The 17,203-nt window shown below is 69.9% G+C and carries 18 protein-coding genes and 2 pseudogenes; 8 read left to right on the top strand and 12 right to left on the bottom strand.

The window, feature by feature from the left end; genetic code table 11:
* The first annotated feature begins 30 nt into the window (after nt 1–30).
* Genes ACFV1J_RS13270 through ACFV1J_RS13260 form a run of 3 tightly spaced genes read left to right on the top strand, consistent with a single transcriptional unit; the run spans nt 31 to nt 2,698 of the window.
* On the top strand, nt 31–285 hold the full coding sequence (locus ACFV1J_RS13270; RefSeq protein WP_385857423.1) for a lasso peptide biosynthesis PqqD family chaperone: 255 nt from the start codon (nt 31–33) through the stop codon (nt 283–285).
* On the top strand, nt 282–716 hold the full coding sequence (locus ACFV1J_RS13265) for a lasso peptide biosynthesis B2 protein (protein ID WP_385857422.1): 435 nt from the start codon (nt 282–284) through the stop codon (nt 714–716). Before ACFV1J_RS13270 ends, ACFV1J_RS13265 begins: the two co-directional genes overlap by 4 nt.
* On the top strand, nt 713–2,698 hold the full coding sequence (locus tag ACFV1J_RS13260; RefSeq protein ID WP_385857421.1) for an ABC transporter ATP-binding protein: 1,986 nt from the start codon (nt 713–715) through the stop codon (nt 2,696–2,698). The genes ACFV1J_RS13265 and ACFV1J_RS13260 overlap by 4 nt, the downstream gene beginning before the upstream one ends.
* A 62-nt stretch (nt 2,699–2,760) precedes the next feature.
* On the opposite strand, the gene ACFV1J_RS13255 is transcribed toward ACFV1J_RS13260, so the two are convergent.
* Nucleotides 2,761–2,901 (bottom strand): hypothetical protein, encoded by a 141-nt coding sequence (locus ACFV1J_RS13255; RefSeq protein WP_385857420.1) that lies wholly within the window; start codon nt 2,899–2,901, stop codon nt 2,761–2,763.
* Between the two features lie 315 nt (nt 2,902–3,216).
* Between ACFV1J_RS13255 and ACFV1J_RS13250 the strand changes: the two genes are divergently transcribed.
* A complete protein-coding gene (locus tag ACFV1J_RS13250) occupies nt 3,217–4,221 on the top strand; it encodes a hypothetical protein (protein WP_385857419.1) in 1,005 nt (334 codons plus the stop codon).
* Between the two features lie 123 nt (nt 4,222–4,344).
* Here the strand turns inward: ACFV1J_RS13250 and ACFV1J_RS13245 are convergent.
* From ACFV1J_RS13245 to ACFV1J_RS13230, 4 genes and pseudogenes are all read right to left on the bottom strand, one after another.
* A pseudogene (locus tag ACFV1J_RS13245) lies at nt 4,345–4,695 on the bottom strand (ABC transporter permease); the annotation flags it as partial.
* Nucleotides 4,696–4,702: 7 nt separating this feature from the next.
* Nucleotides 4,703–5,536, bottom strand: coding sequence for a PIG-L family deacetylase (locus ACFV1J_RS13240; protein ID WP_385857418.1), 834 nt, complete (start codon nt 5,534–5,536; stop codon nt 4,703–4,705).
* A gap of 799 nt (nt 5,537–6,335) precedes the next feature.
* Nucleotides 6,336–6,512, bottom strand: a complete 177-nt coding sequence (locus ACFV1J_RS13235; RefSeq protein WP_385857417.1) for a hypothetical protein — start codon at nt 6,510–6,512, stop codon at nt 6,336–6,338.
* 268 nt (nt 6,513–6,780) lie between these two features.
* Nucleotides 6,781–6,990: a DUF6243 family protein gene (locus ACFV1J_RS13230; protein ID WP_385857416.1), complete on the bottom strand. Its 210-nt coding sequence runs from the start codon at nt 6,988–6,990 to the stop codon at nt 6,781–6,783.
* A 42-nt stretch (nt 6,991–7,032) separates the two neighbouring features.
* Here ACFV1J_RS13230 and ACFV1J_RS13225 point away from each other — a divergent pair, with 42 nt between their 5' ends.
* Complete coding sequence (locus ACFV1J_RS13225; protein WP_385857414.1) at nt 7,033–8,067, top strand: recombinase family protein; 1,035 nt, start codon at nt 7,033–7,035, stop codon at nt 8,065–8,067.
* On the opposite strand, the gene ACFV1J_RS13220 is transcribed toward ACFV1J_RS13225, so the two are convergent.
* Nucleotides 7,972–8,718 (bottom strand): phosphotransferase family protein, encoded by a 747-nt coding sequence (locus tag ACFV1J_RS13220; RefSeq protein ID WP_385857413.1) that lies wholly within the window; start codon nt 8,716–8,718, stop codon nt 7,972–7,974. The genes ACFV1J_RS13225 and ACFV1J_RS13220 overlap by 96 nt on opposite strands.
* 215 nt (nt 8,719–8,933) lie before the next feature.
* Between ACFV1J_RS13220 and ACFV1J_RS13215 the strand changes: the two genes are divergently transcribed.
* From ACFV1J_RS13215 to ACFV1J_RS13205, 3 genes and pseudogenes are all read left to right on the top strand, one after another.
* Nucleotides 8,934–9,680, top strand: coding sequence for a hypothetical protein (locus ACFV1J_RS13215; RefSeq protein ID WP_385857412.1), 747 nt, complete (start codon nt 8,934–8,936; stop codon nt 9,678–9,680).
* A gap of 5 nt (nt 9,681–9,685) precedes the next feature.
* Nucleotides 9,686–10,294: pseudogene (locus ACFV1J_RS13210) on the top strand (transposase); the annotation flags it as partial.
* The gene (locus tag ACFV1J_RS13205) at nt 10,291–10,809 is read left to right on the top strand and encodes a GNAT family N-acetyltransferase (protein WP_385857411.1); all 519 of its coding nucleotides are present in this window, start codon (nt 10,291–10,293) and stop codon (nt 10,807–10,809) included. The pseudogene ACFV1J_RS13210 and the gene ACFV1J_RS13205, both read left to right, overlap by 4 nt.
* A gap of 236 nt (nt 10,810–11,045) precedes the next feature.
* Here the strand turns inward: ACFV1J_RS13205 and ACFV1J_RS13200 are convergent, their stop codons facing one another.
* The 6 genes from ACFV1J_RS13200 to ACFV1J_RS13175 all read right to left on the bottom strand — a co-directional run bounded on the left by ACFV1J_RS13200 (nt 11,046) and on the right by ACFV1J_RS13175 (nt 16,740).
* A complete protein-coding gene (locus ACFV1J_RS13200) occupies nt 11,046–12,065 on the bottom strand; it encodes a 3-oxoacyl-ACP synthase III family protein (protein WP_385857410.1) in 1,020 nt (339 codons plus the stop codon).
* Nucleotides 12,062–12,715, bottom strand: coding sequence for an SRPBCC family protein (locus ACFV1J_RS13195; protein WP_385857409.1), 654 nt, complete (start codon nt 12,713–12,715; stop codon nt 12,062–12,064). The genes ACFV1J_RS13200 and ACFV1J_RS13195 overlap by 4 nt, the downstream gene beginning before the upstream one ends.
* Entirely contained in the window at nt 12,687–14,468 is a 1,782-nt protein-coding gene (locus ACFV1J_RS13190) for a thiamine pyrophosphate-binding protein (protein WP_385857408.1), read from the bottom strand. Before ACFV1J_RS13190 ends, ACFV1J_RS13195 begins: the two co-directional genes overlap by 29 nt.
* Nucleotides 14,465–15,460: a GlxA family transcriptional regulator gene (locus ACFV1J_RS13185; RefSeq protein ID WP_385857451.1), complete on the bottom strand. Its 996-nt coding sequence runs from the start codon at nt 15,458–15,460 to the stop codon at nt 14,465–14,467. Before ACFV1J_RS13185 ends, ACFV1J_RS13190 begins: the two co-directional genes overlap by 4 nt.
* A gap of 525 nt (nt 15,461–15,985) precedes the next feature.
* Nucleotides 15,986–16,288 carry a transcriptional regulator gene (locus tag ACFV1J_RS13180; RefSeq protein WP_385857407.1) on the bottom strand — a complete coding sequence of 101 codons (303 nt, stop codon included), beginning with the start codon at nt 16,286–16,288 and terminating at the stop codon, nt 15,986–15,988.
* Nucleotides 16,288–16,740, bottom strand: coding sequence for a hypothetical protein (locus tag ACFV1J_RS13175; protein ID WP_385857406.1), 453 nt, complete (start codon nt 16,738–16,740; stop codon nt 16,288–16,290). Before ACFV1J_RS13175 ends, ACFV1J_RS13180 begins: the two co-directional genes overlap by 1 nt.
* Nucleotides 16,741–17,203: the final 463 nt, after the last annotated feature.

The following is a 17,203-nucleotide window of genomic DNA, read 5'->3' as shown; positions in this document are numbered from 1 at the left end:
ACACCGGACTTCGGCAGAAAGGCTCTCACCATGGCACTGCGGTTCGGCGCCGATGTCTCCACGGCGGAGACCGACTACGGCACAGTACTTCTCGATGAGCGCAGCGGAGACTACTGGGAGCTCAATCCCACCGGCACGCTGGTGGTCAAGACCCTGCTGGGCGGCGGCGAGGAAAGGGACGCCGTCGACGCGCTGGTCGCGCGGTTCGACATCGACCGGGCACAGGCGACTGAGGACGTCGCGGCCCTGGTGCGGGAACTGCGGGCATCCGGACTGGCCGCATGACGACCCCGAGCGCACTGGACCGGCCGGCCGGCGTCCCGTTCACCCGACGGCTCGCCGCCCGCAGTGTCCTGCTCCCCGCCCTCGCCCTGTCCCTCCTGCCGCCGCGCCGGCTTCGCGCGGTCCTCTCCCTCGCCCGCCGCGGCGCCACACCCGCCTCCACCGCACAGGCCGCGGCGGCACGTGACGCGATGTGCGCGGCGAGCCTGCGCTGCGCCGGCCCCCGCGGCTGTCTGCCGCGCTCGCTGGGCGCCGCCCTGCTCTGCCGGCTCCGCGGCACCTGGCCCACGTGGTGCACCGGGGTGCGGGTGGTGCCCCCGTTCACCGCGCACGCCTGGATCGAGGCGGAGGGCCGCCCGGTCGCCGAAGGGCTACCGGACGGCTACTTCACCCGCCTGATGGTCGTCGCCCCGGTGAGCCGGACGGACCCGTGACCGGAACCAGCGGGGAGGTGCCGACCTCGCCGGGCGAGGCGCGGTCCTCGCCCGGCGGCGACCGGTCCACGCGGGCCGCGGTGGTCACCCTGTTCCGGCTCACCGCAGGCCACCGGTCCTCGATCGCCGTCGCGACCGCGCTCACCATGGTCGGCTCCGGCCTCGGCCTCGCCCAGCCGCTCGTCGCCAAGCACATCGTGGACAAAAGCGGCCAAGGCCCGCTCGCATGGCCGCTGTTGCTGCTGCTCACCGTGCTCTTCGGGGCCGAGGCCGCGACCGGCGCGGTGGGACGCTTCCTGCTGGAACGGACCGGGGAGGGCGTGGTGCGCGCGCTGCGCCACGGCCTGGTGGCGCGGCTGCTGCGTCTGGAGATGAGGGAGTACGACCGGCACCGCAGCGGTGATCTGATCTCCCGGGTCACCGCCGACACCACCCTGCTGCGGGAAGTGGTGGCCCAGGCGCTGTCGGACCTGGTGTCCGGGGCGCTCGTCGGGGCGGGCGCGCTGGTGCTCATGGTGTGGCTCGACCCGCTGCTGCTGCTTCTGATCGCACTGACCATCGCCGCCGCGGCGGGGGTAGTGGCCTCGCTGTTGAAGGGCATCCGGGCGGCCTCGGAACGCATGCAGAACTCCGTCGGCGCGATCTGCGCCGACCTGGAGCGTGCCCTCGGCGCCCTGCCGATGGTCCGGGTGCACCGTGCCGAGGACCGCGAGGCGCGGCGCATCGGGGAGCGGGTCGAATCGGCGTACAGCGCCGGCGTGCGGACCGCGAAACTGGCGTCGATGATGAGCCCGGCGGTCGAGCTCGCCGTCCAGGGTTCGTTCCTGCTCGTCCTGGTCATCGGCGGCCTGCGGGTGAACGGCCGGGCCAACTCGCTCGGCGACCTGGTCGCCTTTCTGCTGTACGCGTCCTATCTGGTCCTGCCGCTGTCCTCGGCGTTCCGGGCGGTGGGCCTGATCCAACGTGGCATGGGCGCGTACCAGCGGATCGGGCAGGTGCTGGCCCTGCCCATGGAGCCCACGGAGCCCAAAGAGCCCGGGGAGTACGGGGAATCCGTCGAATCCGCCGAATCCGCCGAGCCAGCAAAGTCCGCGAGGCCCACGATGCGGGAGGCGACGACCGTTTTGGGGCGTCCACCTCGACGGGCGGAGGAACCCGGCAGGAACGAGCACTGGGGGAGGGGCGGGGTACCGGCACTCGCCCTGCGTGAGGTCCACTTCGGCTACGACCCGCAACGCCCGGTGCTGCGCGGCGTCTCCTTCGACGTCCCCCACCGCCGGCAGGTGGCCCTGGTCGGCCGGTCCGGGGCGGGCAAGAGCACCCTCTTCGCGCTGGTGGCCAGATTCTACGAACCGGACGCCGGAACCCTGCTGTTCGGCGGACGGCCGGCCACCGAACTCGGCCGCGCGCAGTGCCGGTCCCGCATCGCCGTCGTCGACCAGAACACGCACGTCGTGCACGGCAGTCTGCGGGACAACCTCACCTACGCCGACCCCGGTGCCGACGAGCACGAGGTCCGGCGCGTCATCGAACTCACCCAGCTGGAAGAGGTGGTGGCACGACTGCCCGGAGGACTGTCCGGCGCACTCGGCGAACGCGGCAACACGCTGTCGGGCGGCGAACGGCAACGGGTCGCTCTGGCGCGTGCCCTGCTCGCCCGGCCTTCCCTGCTCCTGCTCGACGAGCCGACCGCGCATCTGGACGCCCTCAACGAGGCCGCTCTGACCCGGGTGATGAAGGACGTCGCCCAGGAGTGCGCGGTGCTGGTGATCGCGCACCGGCTCTCCACGGTCCAGCACGCCGACCGCATCGTCGTGCTCGACGACGGCCGTACCGTCGCCTCCGGCCACCATGAGGAACTCCTCACCACCAGTCCCGTCTACCGCCGCCTGGCCGCCGGCCAGATGCTGCGCGCGGCCGCCACGACGCCACCCGCCGTGCCCGTACGCCCTGCCCCGCCCGGCCCACAGTGCCTCGGCTAGCTCGTCGACCGCCACCGTGAGCAGCCGCGGGTCGGCCCCGGGGCGGAACTGCGGTCGGTCGGTCAGCGCCAGGAGTGCCTCCCGCAGCAGCGGGTCACTTCGAACACGCCGGGGTACGCGGCGAGTTCGTCGGACGGGTCGACAGGGATGTCGAGCAGGCGGACGTGGTAGCCGTGCGGGATCCAGGCCGCAGCACGAGGCATCTCCGCCGGCGGCGTTACGGGCGCTCGGGAGGGCGGGGAGCGGTGGCGGTTTTCCGGCATCGGCCGCCAGCGCACCGCCGGTCCGGCGCCTGTCCCCCAGAGCCGTTCTTCCAGATGCCGTGGCACGTGCGTTCCTCGTAGCTCATGGGTCCCTCCACGAAAGGTGGTGCCGGGTCGGCCGCCGTCGTGTGCGAGTCACGATCACCCCGGAGCCGGCCCGCGTTGCCGGGCCATGCGTGATCTGCCCATGGCCGACGAGCGGGGGGCAGAATGTGCTTCTGCACTCAAGGTGATCGGGGGATCTGAATGGCGGGATTGACGCAGCGCACGCGACGAGGTCAAGGTCTGTGGCTGACTCTGGTGGGAAGCGCGTCGGTCGCTCTCGCCCTCACATCTGCGGCGCAGAGCCAGGGGAGAATAGGCGTCGCTGAGCTGCTGCCGGGCATCGTCTGGATATCTACGACTCCTGGCGTCCTGGCCCTGGCCCAGTCCTTGCTTCTGCGCAGGGGGCACCTTGATCCGGCGATGATCGGGGTGGCCGCGCTCAGCGTGGCCTTGATCGGCATGAACGGCGATGAAGGCAACGGGCGCCTGTTGCTCGGGGTACTTCTCGCGCTCGTCGTGGCCGTCCCCTTCGCCCTGCTCAGCAGCTACCTGACACTGACTGCGGGGCGGGGATACACGGTGGTCTCCGCGGTAGCCGTTCTCCTCGGTGCGGACAAGCTCGCTCCACTGATTGGGGTTGATGAGTTCACAGGTGTCTCCGCACCGCTCATCCGGGCCATGAGCGGGAGAGAACTCTGGCTGCCGACGACGGCCTGGGTTGCTGCAGCCGTGTTCGTTCTGGTGGGAGTCGTCCGACCGGTTCAGGAGGTCCGACTACGCGAAGGGAACGCTTCCGGTTGGGTGCGGCCTGCTCTTCTGGTCTTCGTTCCCGCGTTCCTGCTGTCCGTACTCGCCGGACTGCTGGACACGGCCAACATACAAGCGGTTGATCCTGGAGGGATGAGCGCCGAGATGGCCGCTTGTCTGCTCGTCCTGACCGCCGGCGGCTGCAGCTTGAGCACCGGCGAGGCCAATGTCATCGACGTCGCGGTGGGTGCCCTGTTCCTCGGCGCATTCGACACACTCCTCCACGTCATGATGCTGCCGGCCAGACAAGACCTCCTGCTGATCACAGCAGCCGCGGCCCTGTTCGCCCTCATCGACCTGGCACGCCTGCGCCCCGTTCCGGACGACGATCCCACACCGGATCCCCCGTCAGATCCAGCACCACCATCCCAAGCGGGCAACAACGGCCCGACCCTGCCAGCCAGTTAAGGGGCATCGTCTCTCGATGCATTGCCGCGGGGCACATGCTGAACGGCCCCTGTGACTGTCGGTGATGGCCGCCGCGGCACTGCTCGTTCGCTCAGAGGCTGCCCGCGATGCGGATCAGCCCGTCCCATTGCCCTTGGCGGCCTCGACGAGGGCCGGGTCGACTCCGCGCAAACCGACGGCCGCGTTACGGACCACTGGCAGCAGTCCGTACAGCGGCAGCGCGATGACGGCCGGCGCGACGCCGAGGCCGACGACCGGGACGAGCAGGCCGAGGAGAGCCAGGGAGAGGACGGTGAGGATGCTCGCGGTCAGGGTTATCGCGAGGTTTCCCGCCCACTCGGTGCGGCAGGTGAGGACGCCGAGCAAGACCCCGAGCAAGACCCCGAGTACCGTGGCGACAACCGTGCACGGGAAGACGGCGCTGGCGGAGCGGAACTCGCGTGGACGCGCCTCCGGATGTGTGACCCGCTCGATCGCGCCATCAGCGCAGTCCGGCGAACAGATCGTTCTCGGGCACGGCCGCGCCGGTGGCGTCCTTGACACGTACGAAGGTCTCCATGCTCATCAACTCGCCGAACCTCTCCTTGCCCATCTTGAGAAAGAAGATGTTCTCGCCCTGACTGGCGTGCGCGGCCAGGGCATCGAACTTCTGACCGCTGAATGCGGTGGTGTCCACCCACGTGGTGATCTCATCGTCGGGGAGGCCGATCTCGGCTATCGCGGCGGCCTCGGCAGGATCCGGCTCCGGCATGTCCTCATGGAACTCGCGCATGGTCTCCCCGAACCGCTGCATCATCGAGCGGGGCATCGTCGTCCAGTACACCTTCGGTGTCAGCGCGGTCATCTCCAGCGCCGCCATCGTGATGCGGTGGGCCTGGATGTGGTCGGGGTGGCCGTAGAAGCCGTTCTCGTCGTAGGTGACGACCACATCGGGTCGGTAGTGCCGCATGAGTTCGGCAAGTCGGGCAGCGCCTTCCTCCACGGGGGTCTGCCAGAAGGATCCGGGGGCGTCGTTGCTCGGCCAGCCGATCATCCCGGAGTCGGCATAGTCCAGCATCTCCAGATCGCTGACTTTCAGGACGTCACAGGCCGCCTTGAGTTCTTGACGGCGCATCAAGGCGACGGCCGCCGGATCGTGCCCGGGATCGCCCGGCTTGACACCCCCCGGTCCATCACCGCAACCGCCGTCGGTACACGTCACGAGAACCGTGCGGATGCCCTCCGCCGCGTACCGCGCGAGAACCCCTCCGGTTCCGGTGGCCTCGTCGTCGGGGTGGGCGTGTACTGCCATGAGCGTCAAGGGGCGGTCAGTCATGGAACATTCCTCCAGCAGAAATACGTCTTGGTCCGAGCGCGCGGCGGGCGTACCGCAATCCTGGGGCCAGGATCCTGGTGGGGCGGACGACCTCCTGGTCTCCGTGCTCCCCGCCCGTGCGGCGCCGGTCCCTCGGTCGATGCAACCGTGCCGACCGGCCCGGTTGTTCCCGGCGCGGCGGTGGCCTTCCAGTCGCCAGCGTTTCCACGCACACGAGGTACAGGTGCGACCTGCCGTCCTGTGCAACTGCGTCTGGCGTGTGGCGGGTTGCTGACCAGCGCGGTTGCCAGGGCGTTGGGGACTGACTGTGGCCAGCGTTCTGACTGTGGCCAGCGTTCTCCAACGAGCTGGCTTTCGCGGAAGTCTCGTTCGCGATGGAAGACTGGAGCGCCGCCAAAATCGCCAACGGTTCCGCCGGAGATCGCCGTTCTCCATGGTGCTGCGAGGTGAAAAAGCCCCGAACTCGCCCTCGCCACCTCGGATCTGCACGTGGTGATGTGCTGTGCAATGTGCACCTTTACCTGTACGCGGGTGTTGAGCTGCTGGACTGTTGATGGGAAGTCGAACCCCGCGTTGCTCATCCCGCGCCAGGAGTGAGCTGGCAAGCAGCCAGCCCTCGGTGGGTGCACGCCCCCGAAGCTGCCACCTGCTCCACATCGTCCCAGTCGGCTGGACTGCTCGGTCCAGCAGATCGATCTCCCCATTCGTACGCTGGATACGGACATCGACCTCGCGGATCTCCCGGGCGAGTGCATCCGCCTACCGCGCAGTCCGGCGACCGGAAGCGGTCAAAGCATCATCAACCCTGGGGTTCGTGGACCGGCTCCCCAGTCTGCTGCTGGGTGGACTGGGCCAGGGCTTCCAGCTCCCGGTGCTGCGGCGGATCGTGGCTCCGGCGGACCGGGCGGGGGTGGGCAGCGGGGGGATGGTGACCGCGCAGCCCCTCGCTGGCCGTGGGGGTGGCAAGGCTCGGCACGCTCTTCCTGCCGGTGTCGCCAGGGCTGGGCACGGGGAACGCGCTGGTGGTGACGCTGCCGGTGCAGCTCGGGGTGGTGGCGGTGACGGGACTGCTGAATCTGCGGCTGCCCCGGGTGGTCGGCCGAGAGCTGAGCGGGACCGGCCGCGCCCGGTACGGCAGCAGGGCCCCGGTACGGCAACAGAGCCCCGATACGGCAGCAGGGCCCGGACAGCGCGTCGCGGCCCGGGCCCTGCCCCGTGTAGTGCCGCCCTGCGGCGGCGGTACGTCAGCTCTGTGCAGTGTCGTCGCCCGTCTGCCCGGTGCCCTCAGCTGCGCCTGTCTTCTCGCGCATCTTGCGCACCAGCTCCGCCCTCTGGTCGGCGGCACTCTGGCGGTCGAGGTTGCGGTGCGGACCGTTGTTCTGCCGTTCGGCGCGGGACAGCTTCTTGCGCTGGCCGCCGCCCATGCCCACGGGGTTGTTGATGTTCTTGCTCACGGGTTCTCCCGGAATGATGTGAAGTGATCTACGGATTCATCGGTGGGGGACGGGCGCGGCGACGTCGAAGGACGTCCGCAGGCGCCCGTCACGCTCTCACTCGTGAATCGGTGTCTGGAAGAACATGACAAAGACATTACCTGGTTCCGTCGGCCCCGCGTACCAAGTTTTTCGCCGCCCCTGGCGGCACTCCCCGCGTCCGCAGCCGGCGCCCGGGTCGGATACGCCCGGGTATCCACCAAGGGCCAGCTGCTCGACCGGCAGATCGCTGCCTTGGAGGCTGCCGGATGTGCGCGGAGCTTCGCCGACAAGAAGTCCAGCAAGAACGCGGAGCGCGAGGAGCTGTGGGCCGCGCTGGGCTACCTGCGCCCCGGGGGCACCCGTGCGCCGACCGGACCGAATCCTCCAGGAAAGCGAATCGCTCGGGGGCGCTGCTTGTTGAGGGGGTCTTTACGACTCCTACCAAAAGGAGGTTTCTGGACCTCCGCAATGACGAGTGGCGACGTGTCAGTTCTCGTTGATGCTGGCCGAAGGCGGTGGGAGCTATTCGAGATGAGGAAGACCGCTGCCAGACCGTGGCCGTCCCGCCGATCCGCGGCAAGCGCGGCCAGCCACTGCACCGCCCCCAGCACTTGTACGCCGACCGCGGCCATGACCACGAGGTCTACCGGGACCAGGTCCGCCGGTTCCAGCTCACCCCGCACATCGCCCGGAGCGGCACGGGCACGGCTCCGGTCCGGGTGTGTACCGCTGGGTCGTGGAAGGAGCGATCGCGCTGCTGCACTGGTTCGGCCGCCTGCGTACCCGCTGGGAGATCCGCGACGACATCCACCACGCCGTTCGTCACCCTCGGCTGCGCTGTCATCTGCTGGCGACGACTGCGCACCGTACCTTGTCGAGAGTAAGGGCGGGCGAATCAGCCCAGGGGATGGTCTGCTCGATGATCCAGAGCGCATCCGTAGCATTCGGGCCCGCGCAGCCTCACATCCGGGATCTCAGCACGTCGACCTCACAGCCCGGCGCGAACGGGTCGAAGCCGTGCTCGATCAGCCAGCGAACTGCCAGCAGGCTTCGTAACGACCACCACGCGTGGATCACGTCGAGGTCGATGTCGGTGCCATAGCCGGCGAGGACGTCGTCGAGGTGCTCCTCGTGTCCGAGCGTGAAGGTGGCGAGGTCGTACAGGGCATCACCCTGGCCCGCCTCGGACCAGTCGATGACGCCCGTGACCTCGTCGCCGTCGACGAAGACGTGCGCGATCTGCAGGTCGCCGTGCGTGAACGCCGGAGTCCACGGCCGGAGTGCGGCCTCGGCGACTTGGCGGTTGTGGGTGACCAGGTCAGCGGGCAGGAGGCCGTTCGTCACGAGCAACTCGCACTCGTCGTCGAGTTCCGCCGCCAGCGCACCGATGCTCCGGCCGGCCCGGCCGGGCCAGGGCGGCAGCGGCGCGTCGTGCAGCTTCCGGATGGCGGCGCCCGCCGCGGCCCACGCCGCCGACGACCCGGTCGAGGGCCCGCCGAGGCGCCCAAGCGTCGTCCCCGGGAGTGCGGCGATCGCGAGCACGGGCGGCTTGCGCCACAGGACCTTCGGGGTCGGGACCGGCGCGAGGGACATTGCCTCGACCTCGACGTCGAGGCGCGCCTGATCGGCGTCCACCTTCAGGAACACGTCGCCGACGCGCAGGGTCGCGCGCTCGGAATGGGCGACAACGACTGTGACCTCATCCATGGGCGACCAGTATCCCGGGGAGGATCGCCGATGTCGCCAGGTTTGTCGCGTGCGATTACGCGGCTGACTGCGTCCCGATACCCGGCGGCCTGTGCGCGACACCGACCTCTGACCAGGTCAAATCCAGGACCTTTTTTGGAGTTCTTAGACCATGTAGGACACGGGCTTAGAACCCCTGACGGAATGACCTCAGACGTCATGAGTAGGCTCCCGCCATGACGCTCGCGTACTGGGAACGGCACCGCTTCGATGACCCGGCGGTGGCGGCCGACCGGGACGAACTGCTGAAGTCGGCTGACCAGGACCCGGACCCGTACGCCGCCTTCCTCAGGCTGCTGCGCTCCGGGCGGCGGGACGCGGTGTGCACGGCGCTGGAGTACTTCCACTACCAGGACCGGCAAGCCCGGTGGGGCTTCGGCAACCCACTGGACGAGTACGCCGCGGAGGCGCTGGAGCGCGCCCGGTGGGTGCTGCGCGGGACGCCGCTGCCGGAAGCACGAGGGCAGGACCGGGCCAGCGCGCTGTGGGCGATCCAGAACCACGCCGAGGCTGCGGACGCCCCACTGATCACCGCCGCGCTGCGCGCCGTGGACGGCGACGTTGTCGACGATGGCGCCGTGTCTGCTGCCGGGCAGTGCCTCTACGCCTCCGATGTCCCTGAGGACCCCGAACTTGTGGCCCAGCTCGGCGTGATGGCCCTGGACGAGGACCGCCCTCTGCGAGTACGTGCGGCGTGCGCAAGGGCGCTGGCCTCGGCGGAGTCTGACCAGGCCGCCGAACTCGCGGTACGGCTGACCGACCTCGCGGAACTTGAGCTCCAGCTGGCCGGCGCCCTTGTCCTCACCGCCCATCTCGACACGCATCGCCCCCTTCTCGAACGCCTGGTGGCTACCTGGCCCGCCAACGCCCCTGATGCGAACGACATCCGCGATGCCTTGGAGGAGGACGAGGATGACGCGTGACGGGCTCCGGCGAGTCGTGGGCCGACCTGATGCGTGACTGTGCCCGCCGGGGCATGCGCGCCCCGGTGCTCGCGGTCGGCGACGGTGCCCTGGGCTTCTGGAGGGCGCTGTCCGAGGTGTTCCCCGAAACCCGCGAGCAAAGGTGCTGGGTCCACAAAACGGCCGATGTCCCGGACGCCAGGCCGAAGTCCGCGCAGCCCGGCGCGAAGAAGGCCCTCCAGGACATCTACCACGCCGAGGACCGCACCCACGCGGTCCAGGCGATCAAGACGTTCGCCCAGCTCTACGGTGCGAAGTTCCCCAAGGCCGTCAAGAAAATCACCGACGACCAGGACCAGCTGTCGGCGTTCTACCACTTCCCGGCCGAGCACTGGATCGACCTGCGCACCACGAATCCCATCGAGTCGACCGTCTCCACCGTCCGGCTACGGACCAAGGTCACCCGCGGCGCCGGCTCCCGCACCGCCGCCCTGGCCATGGTCTTCACACTCGTCGAGTCCGCCCAACAGCGGTGGCGGGCCGTGAACGCGCCCCACCTCGTCGCTCTGGTCCGCGCCGGAGCCCGCTTCGAACGCGGCCAGCTCGTCGACCGCCCCGAGGCGGTCGCGGCGTGAGCACCCTCGCGGCCAAGGCCATCAGCACCAGGCGGCTGGACCTGCTGCCACTGCACGTCGAGCACGCCGAGGAGATGGCCGCAGTGCTGTCCGACCCAGCCCTGCACGCTTTCACCGGCGGCGCCCCGGACACCCCACAAGCCCTGCGCTCGCGCTACCAGCGCATGACCGCAGGCTCTCCCGATCCGGCCGTCCGCTGGCTGAACTGGGTGATCCGGCTGCGTGACGAGTCCTGCCTGACGGGCACCGTCCAGGCGACGGTCAGCCCCTCCGGCCACGGCCCCATCGCCGAGATCGCCTGGGTGGTGGGGACTCCGTGGCAGGGAAGAGGCATCGCCACCGAAGCAGCCCGAGGACTCGTCGGCTGGCTCAGCCGGCAGCCGGTGCACATCGTCATCGCCCACATCCACCCAGAACATCGGGCATCCGCCGCCGTCGCCACCGCCGCCGGGCTCACCCCCACCGACGAATGGCACGACGGCGAGATCCGATGGCACCGGAGCATCAGACGATGACTTCGCCGATCCACAGATCTTGACCATTCCTCCTCCGGAGCTTCTCGGCGATCACTGCTTCACCGGCGCCAAGTGTTGCTGTCCGGCGCCAGCGAGAACCTCGGTGGGGTCGTCGGCAGGGCGCTGCGGGTAGCCGTGGGGGCTGTCGATGGCCCGTCGCATCGCGGCGTGCCGAGGGCAGTAGGGGACCGGCTCTCGACAAGGGCAAGTCGGTGCAGTACGGCGATGTTCACGGCTCAGGTCCGTCCACTGTGCCAGCGGACGGCGACGGCACCGGCGAAGTCGCCCGCGTGGGCGAATCCTCCGAGCACCACCAGGTCGCCGTCCTCGACCTGTCGGAAGCTGATCGCGCGGTCCAGGGTGATCGGGATCGCCGCGCCGAAGAGGTTTCCGTACTCGTCGAAGGTGTGCAGGTGGCGTTCGGCCGGCAGTCGCAGCGCTTCCCGCCAGTTCCGTAGAAAGGTGCGGTTGGGCTGGTTGGTGATGAGGGCGTCGATGTCGGTGGTCGCCACGCCGAGCCGCCGGCACAGGTCCTCGACCACCTCGGGGACGAGGCGGTTCCCGCGCGCCAGGACCTTGGCGACGCCGGCGTCGGTGAACCCGATCCGCGGCTGGGACTCTCCCGGTTCCCAGTACTTGCGGCCGTCGTCGAGGGCTACGGTCATGTCCCCGGCGTACTCGGCGATGTGCCGGGTCGCCACGTCGAGGACCGGCGCGTCGGACGACGTCGTCACGTACCCCACACCGCAGCCGTCGCCCGGGATCGCGGCCTGGGCGAGCCGGCGCACCTGGGACTGGGTGAACCACTGACCCGCGGCACTTTGGGCATTGCAGATCAGGGCGCTCCTCGCGTCGGTGGTGGCGAGGATGTGCCGGGCCAGTTTCAGCATGTACACGAAGGAGGCGCAGCCCGCGTTGGCCACGTCGACGAGCCACTCCGGGTTCAGGCCCAGTCGGCGCGCCACTTCGGTGCCTGCGCCCACGAACGGCAGGTCCGGCAACTGGCTGTGCACCAACAGCACGTCGACGCCTCGGATCTCGTCCCTGCCGTGTCGTTCGATCAGAGGCTGTACGGCGCGTTCGACCATGTCCGCGTTCGTCTCGTCGGCAGCCACGTGGTGCCGTAATGGCGGGACCCTGAACATCGGGTGGTCGCGCAGCTTGTCCTCGGCCCCGGGATGCTCGGTGTAGAACTCCGCGGGAACCGGCTCGCCGGGGAGGTAGCTCGCGACGTCGGTGAGGCTGACCGTCGTCACCGCGCCACCGCCCTCGACGGCGCCGCGCTGACCGGCAGGCCGTTGCGGTGGCGGTGTTCCAGGATCGCCTTGAGGTTGTGCATCTCCACGGTGTGCCCCGCGTAGAAGAGGTCCCAGTAGTCGCCCACCCAGGGCCGGTCCGGGCGGGGCGCCCTCTCGGGATGGGGGTTGGCGTCGTAGTAGGGGTGCCGGCAATTGGTCCATGTGATCACCGAACCCGGCTTGTCCAGCACCAGCTGCGCCGGGACGACGCGCATCAGGTAGATCATCCACAGCTTCTCGCCCTGGTCCCAGGAGCAGTGGTAGTCCACGGTCATGGCGTCGGGGTGGGCGACCACCTCGCAGTAGATCCTGGTGTCGTCCTCCAGCCGGTCGTGGCCGACCCACAGCCCCGGTGTGCCGGAGGGCGCGAAGTCCCGCAGGCTACAGGTCCATTCCTCCAGGTGGTGCCCCTGGCGCAGGTAGTCGTAGGCCGCCTCCGGGGGGCAGTCGACGTACTCGTGGAGGGTGCAGTACTGCCCGTAGACCTGATGGTGGGGGTAGACGGCGTGGGTGAGCTCCATGCAGTGGGCGGTCAGTTCCTCCTTGCCGGCGTTCTCGATCCGGAGCAGGCCGGGGATGTCAGCCAACCTGGACGACTCCTCGTTCATCCGAACTCTCCTTTTTCGTCGTGTCGTTGGGGTGCGTGGTGACGCCGGCCCTGTCGGTACGGGCCCGGAAGGGGAGGAACGGCGGGACCTCCCGTGGGTCGCAGTCCACCGCGACGAACGCGGGGCCGCTGCCCGCATTGCCGCGCAGCAGTGCCGCGCGCAGCTGCGCCACGTCGTCGGCCCCCGTGGCGTCGAGGGAGGGGAAGGCGGCGGCCACTCCGGCGGCGAGGTCGGTCCGGGCGAACGAGTCGTCGGTGCGGACACCGCCCTGGAAGAACTCCTCGCGCAGCGCGCACATGGCGTGGGCGTTGTTGTTGAAGATCACGAAGGTCACGGGTGCCGCGTACTCCACGGCGGTGTGCACTTCCATACCGTGCATGAAGAAGGCCCCGTCCCCGGCGAGGACGTAGGTGCGTCGGCCGGTGGCGAGCGCGGCACCGATGCCGGCACCGAAGGTGTAGCCCATGCCGCCCATGCCGACGGCCACCACGAAGCGGCCGCGGCGCGGTGCCGGCAGCAGGTGGACGGCGCTGGCCCCCGCGTTGCCGGCGTCCACGAAGACGTGTGCGTCCTGGGGGAGAGCCGCCTCCACCGCGGCCACCGCCTGAAGGTGGGGGAGGGTCCGCCCAAGGGCATGGGGAGGCGGGCTCGGCGCGAGGGTGGGACGAGGGCCGGCGTGCCGGGGACAGGGACGGGGGAGGGCCGGCAGGCGGGCGGTCACCGCGAGCAGCGCCTCCCGCAGGTCCCCGCCCAGCGCGGTGCCTGCCACGAAGGGCGGTTCCGGACCGACGCAGAGGACATCGGTCGCGGCCAGGGCCCGGTCGAGGCCGCCGCGTGCCAGCAGCGGCAGCCGGGTACCGACCAGCAGGCACACGTCGGCCCGTCGCAGACAGTCTTCGACGTTGTCGTGGCCCATCACCCCGGCCACGCCTGCGAAGCGGGGATCGCGGTTGTCGAAGACGTCCTTGGCGTCCGGGGTGACCGCCACCCAGGCCCCGAGGCGACCTGCCAGTTCGGCCAGCTCGGTACGCGCGTCGGCGGCGGCGACGTCCTCACCGGCGATGACGAGGACGCGGCCGGCCGCACGAAGGGTCTCCGACACGGTGGTGAGGGTGGCTTCGTCGAGCCGCGCCGCCGATGCCGTCGGCGCAGGCACGCGCGGGGTCGGGGCCGCGCCGCGGCCGGGCACCCGGATCCGTGCCTGCTGCACGTCCTTGGGCAGCAAAAGTACGGCCGGCCCGCGTGGGTTCGCCCGAGCCGCCGCCACTGCCTGGGGCAGCAACTCCATGAGCGAGTCCGCGTCATCCACCCGGGCGCAGAACCGGGAGATGGGGGCGAAAACCTCCCGGGCGTCGAAGGAGCCCGCCTTGCCGCTGGAGTCCTGGAACGCCCCGTGGCCTTCCTGGCCGGTCGGCGGCTGACCCACCAGGGCCAGCACCGGCACCCGCGAGGCATGGGCCTCCGCCAGGCCCGGTACGAGATTCATCGCCCCACCGCCCGAGGTGGCGGCGACGACGCCGAGGCGCCCGGTGGTGCGTGCGTACCCGTCGGCCATGGTGACGGCGGAGAACTCGTGCTTGGCGACGATGCCGCGGACGGCACCGCTGCGGTGCACGGCGTCGTACAGGTCCTCGATGTTCGCGCCGCCGACGCCGAAGACGTGGGAGACGCCGGCCCCGGCGAGTTCCGCGACCAGATGGTCGACCAGGCGTGCCGTTTCCGCGTCGCGCAGGTGGGAGGTCGTGCCGGTCATAAGGGGTTCCTGTCCCTCTCGTGGTGCCGGTCGACGAGGCCGGCCGGCGAGATGACCTGAAAGCGGTGTCGGTATTCCTTGGGGGTGAGCCCCAGGGTTCGTGCGAAGGAGCGGAAGAAGGTCTCGGGGGCGGCAAATCCACAGCGGCCGGCTACCTGACTGATCGTCAGCTCGGTGGTCTCCAGTAGCTCGCGCGCCCGGGCGATGCGGGTCCGCTCGACGTAGTGACCGGGTGTCGTGCCCACCTCGCGCCGGAAGACACGGGCGAAGTTGCGCTCACTCATGTTGGCGTGCCGGGCGATCTCGGCCACGGGCAGCGGGTTGTGCAGGTTGCCCAGAATCCACTCCTGCGCTGCCCTGATCGGCGGGTGATCGGCCAACTGGGCATCGAGGACGGCGCTGTACTGGGACTGCCCTCCGTGCCGCTTGAGGAACAGCACCAGAAACCGTGCCGTCTCCAGGGCGAGGGCCGCCCCGTGATCGGCCTCCACCAGAGCCAGCGCCATGTCGATGCCCGTCGACACGCCCGCGGAGGTCACGAAGGGGCCGTCCCAGACGAAGATCGGCTCGGCGTCCACCGTCACCTCCGGATAGCGGCCCGCCATCGCTTCGCTGTACGCCCAGTGGGTGGTGGCCCGCCTGCCGTCGAGGAGTCCCGCCTCCGCCAGCAGAAAGGATCCGCCGCATACGGAGGCGACCCTGCGCGAACGTCCTGCCGCCCCACGGATCCAGGAGACCAGCACCCGGTTCCGCAGTGCGTTCTGGAGACTCCAGCCGCCCGGCACGAGGAGAGTGTCGATCGGTCCCCGCCCCGCCTCCAGGGGCGCGGCTTCCACCACCACTCCTGAACTCGTGCGCACCAGTGGTGCGTCGGCGGAGACGAAGTCAACGCGGTAGCGGGCGCCCGACGGGTCGAGGAGCCGGTTGGCGGTATCGAACACTTCAATCGGTCCGGTGATGTCCAGGGCCATCGCCCCCGCGTACACCACCACTACAACACGTCGCTCCAACACAGTCGCAGTCTGTATTGGTCATCGCACTGGCTGCAATGACAGATTACTGACGTATCCGGCCAAAGAGCGGCCGACGGATCGGGGATAGGGGTACTGGCCAGGGAGTTCGTGTGCCTGGGCGGACGGCGCTGGGTGGGGCGGCTCACAGGGCGTTGGCGCAGTGGTACGGGGCAGCGACCCATTGCCGTGCCACCGGAATCTCCAGCTCGAAGTGGTGTGCCGCACGGGTGAGTTCCCCCTGACGGGCCCGCATTGGGCGTCAGCAGTGACCGTGGTGCTCGGCCGGCTCGCCCGGGCGGGTGCGCGACCTCCTCGCGCCCGACTACCGTCGCTTCCCGAACCCTGGCAGCCCGGCCGACCGAGCCCCGGCGACCTGACGAACGTGGGACGGAAGGCTTCAGTCCCTCCTCTGGCGGGGGCCACCCGCACCCGAATCACCCCGGGGAAGACATCCCCGTCAACTGCCCCGCACAGGAGGCCCTTTGGCAATCCGTCCCAGGCGCCTCACTCCTGCGGTTCGTGCGCCGCTGCCACGATCCTCTGCAGGGCCGCGGCGTGCCGCTGGAACGCCGACCGGCCGTGCGCGGTGAGCCGGACGTGGGTGTGCCGGCCCGTACGGTTCCGGGTCTTGCGCACCTCGACGTACCCGGCCTCCGCCAGCGAGGCGACCTGCTTGGACAAGGCCGAGTCGCTGGTCCTCACCTTGTCCCGTACGAAGCCGAACTCCACCCAGTCGGCCGGAGCCAGCAGCGCGACAACCGAGAGCCGGGCTGGTACGTGCAGGAACTCGTCGAAGTCCGGGTCCATCAGACGTGGCTGTTCCGGCGGGTGATGGCCTTCATGATCGGGCGGGTCGCATACCCGGCCACCAGGGTCGCAACGGCCGCGACGGCCCCGGCGATCATGCCAGGGTTCGGGAGCTTGAGCAGCCGGGCGCCGATCACCGCCGCCACGAGGATCACGGTGACAACGCCCCCCAGCCATAGGGAGAACGCCCACTCCGCGCCCGATGGCTTCCGGCGGACCGGGGCCCGCCGCTGATGCACGAACAGCATGCCTGCCATCAGCCCGCCGGCTGCCAGGAGGGTGAGGGTGCGCCAGGGGTTCGGTAGATCGACGGCCGCACTGAAGCTGAACACGGCCAGTGCGGTGACGAGCAGGTAGGGAAGCGAGGAGCCGTGGCGCACATACGCGTCACGGGTCTGCTCCTGGTGGTGGTGTATGGCGTCGAGCGCGGTCCGCGCGTCGTACGAGGTCATGAGTCCCCCTTGTGATGCTGGTCATCCGTGGTACTTGCCCATGGAGAAAGTACCACCTTCTTTCCTGATGGGAAAGAAGGTGGTGGCCGCGGGGGACCCGGCCGCTGACGGCGCTCAGGCGGCCCGCGGCCCGGGGGCGCAGTCGCATGAAGGAGACCGGGAGTTGCTCCACCAGCACCGCGTTGCGGGAAAGCGCCGAGCAAGCACGCGACGGCTGGCTTCCGGCCACACCGGCCCCCTGTGCGGTCATGAGCACGACAGCAACTGCGTGCCCGTGCCAGCCCGAGCAGGTCTCCTTCGACCGTCAACGACAGAGACACCGTCCGGCCTACCGGCGGGACCTCACGCCGTCTCGAACACCAGGTCGCGCAGCAACTCGCCGGTTCCCTTGGCGGCGCCGCAATGCCCGCAGTCCGTCGACTGATGCATGAACCGGCGGGCGCGGCCCCGCGGGTCATTGGAC

The sequence above is a fragment of the Streptomyces sp. NPDC059649 genome, assembly GCF_042734445.1.
In the GTDB taxonomy this organism is placed as follows: domain Bacteria; phylum Actinomycetota; class Actinomycetes; order Streptomycetales; family Streptomycetaceae; genus Streptomyces.
The sequence above is the reverse complement of the archived record's forward strand: the minus strand, read 5'-3'. Positions and strand labels throughout refer to the sequence as shown.

Excerpts from the sequence above, each read along its gene's own strand:
- ACFV1J_RS13190 (WP_385857408.1), bottom strand. The coding sequence starts at position 14,468 with ATGACCGGCACGACCTCCCACCTGCGCGACGCGGAAACGGCACGCCTG.
- ACFV1J_RS13175 (WP_385857406.1), bottom strand. The coding sequence starts at position 16,740 with ATGACCTCGTACGACGCGCGGACCGCGCTCGACGCCATACACCACCAC.
- ACFV1J_RS13215 (WP_385857412.1), top strand. The coding sequence starts at position 8,934 with ATGACGCTCGCGTACTGGGAACGGCACCGCTTCGATGACCCGGCGGTG.
- ACFV1J_RS13180 (WP_385857407.1), bottom strand. The coding sequence starts at position 16,288 with ATGGACCCGGACTTCGACGAGTTCCTGCACGTACCAGCCCGGCTCTCG.
- ACFV1J_RS13265 (WP_385857422.1), top strand. The coding sequence starts at position 282 with ATGACGACCCCGAGCGCACTGGACCGGCCGGCCGGCGTCCCGTTCACC.
- ACFV1J_RS13255 (WP_385857420.1), bottom strand. The coding sequence starts at position 2,901 with ATGCCTCGTGCTGCGGCCTGGATCCCGCACGGCTACCACGTCCGCCTG.
- ACFV1J_RS13195 (WP_385857409.1), bottom strand. The coding sequence starts at position 12,715 with ATGAACGAGGAGTCGTCCAGGTTGGCTGACATCCCCGGCCTGCTCCGG.
- ACFV1J_RS13220 (WP_385857413.1), bottom strand. The coding sequence starts at position 8,718 with ATGGATGAGGTCACAGTCGTTGTCGCCCATTCCGAGCGCGCGACCCTG.
- ACFV1J_RS13270 (WP_385857423.1), top strand. The coding sequence starts at position 31 with ATGGCACTGCGGTTCGGCGCCGATGTCTCCACGGCGGAGACCGACTAC.
- ACFV1J_RS13240 (WP_385857418.1), bottom strand. The coding sequence starts at position 5,536 with ATGACTGACCGCCCCTTGACGCTCATGGCAGTACACGCCCACCCCGAC.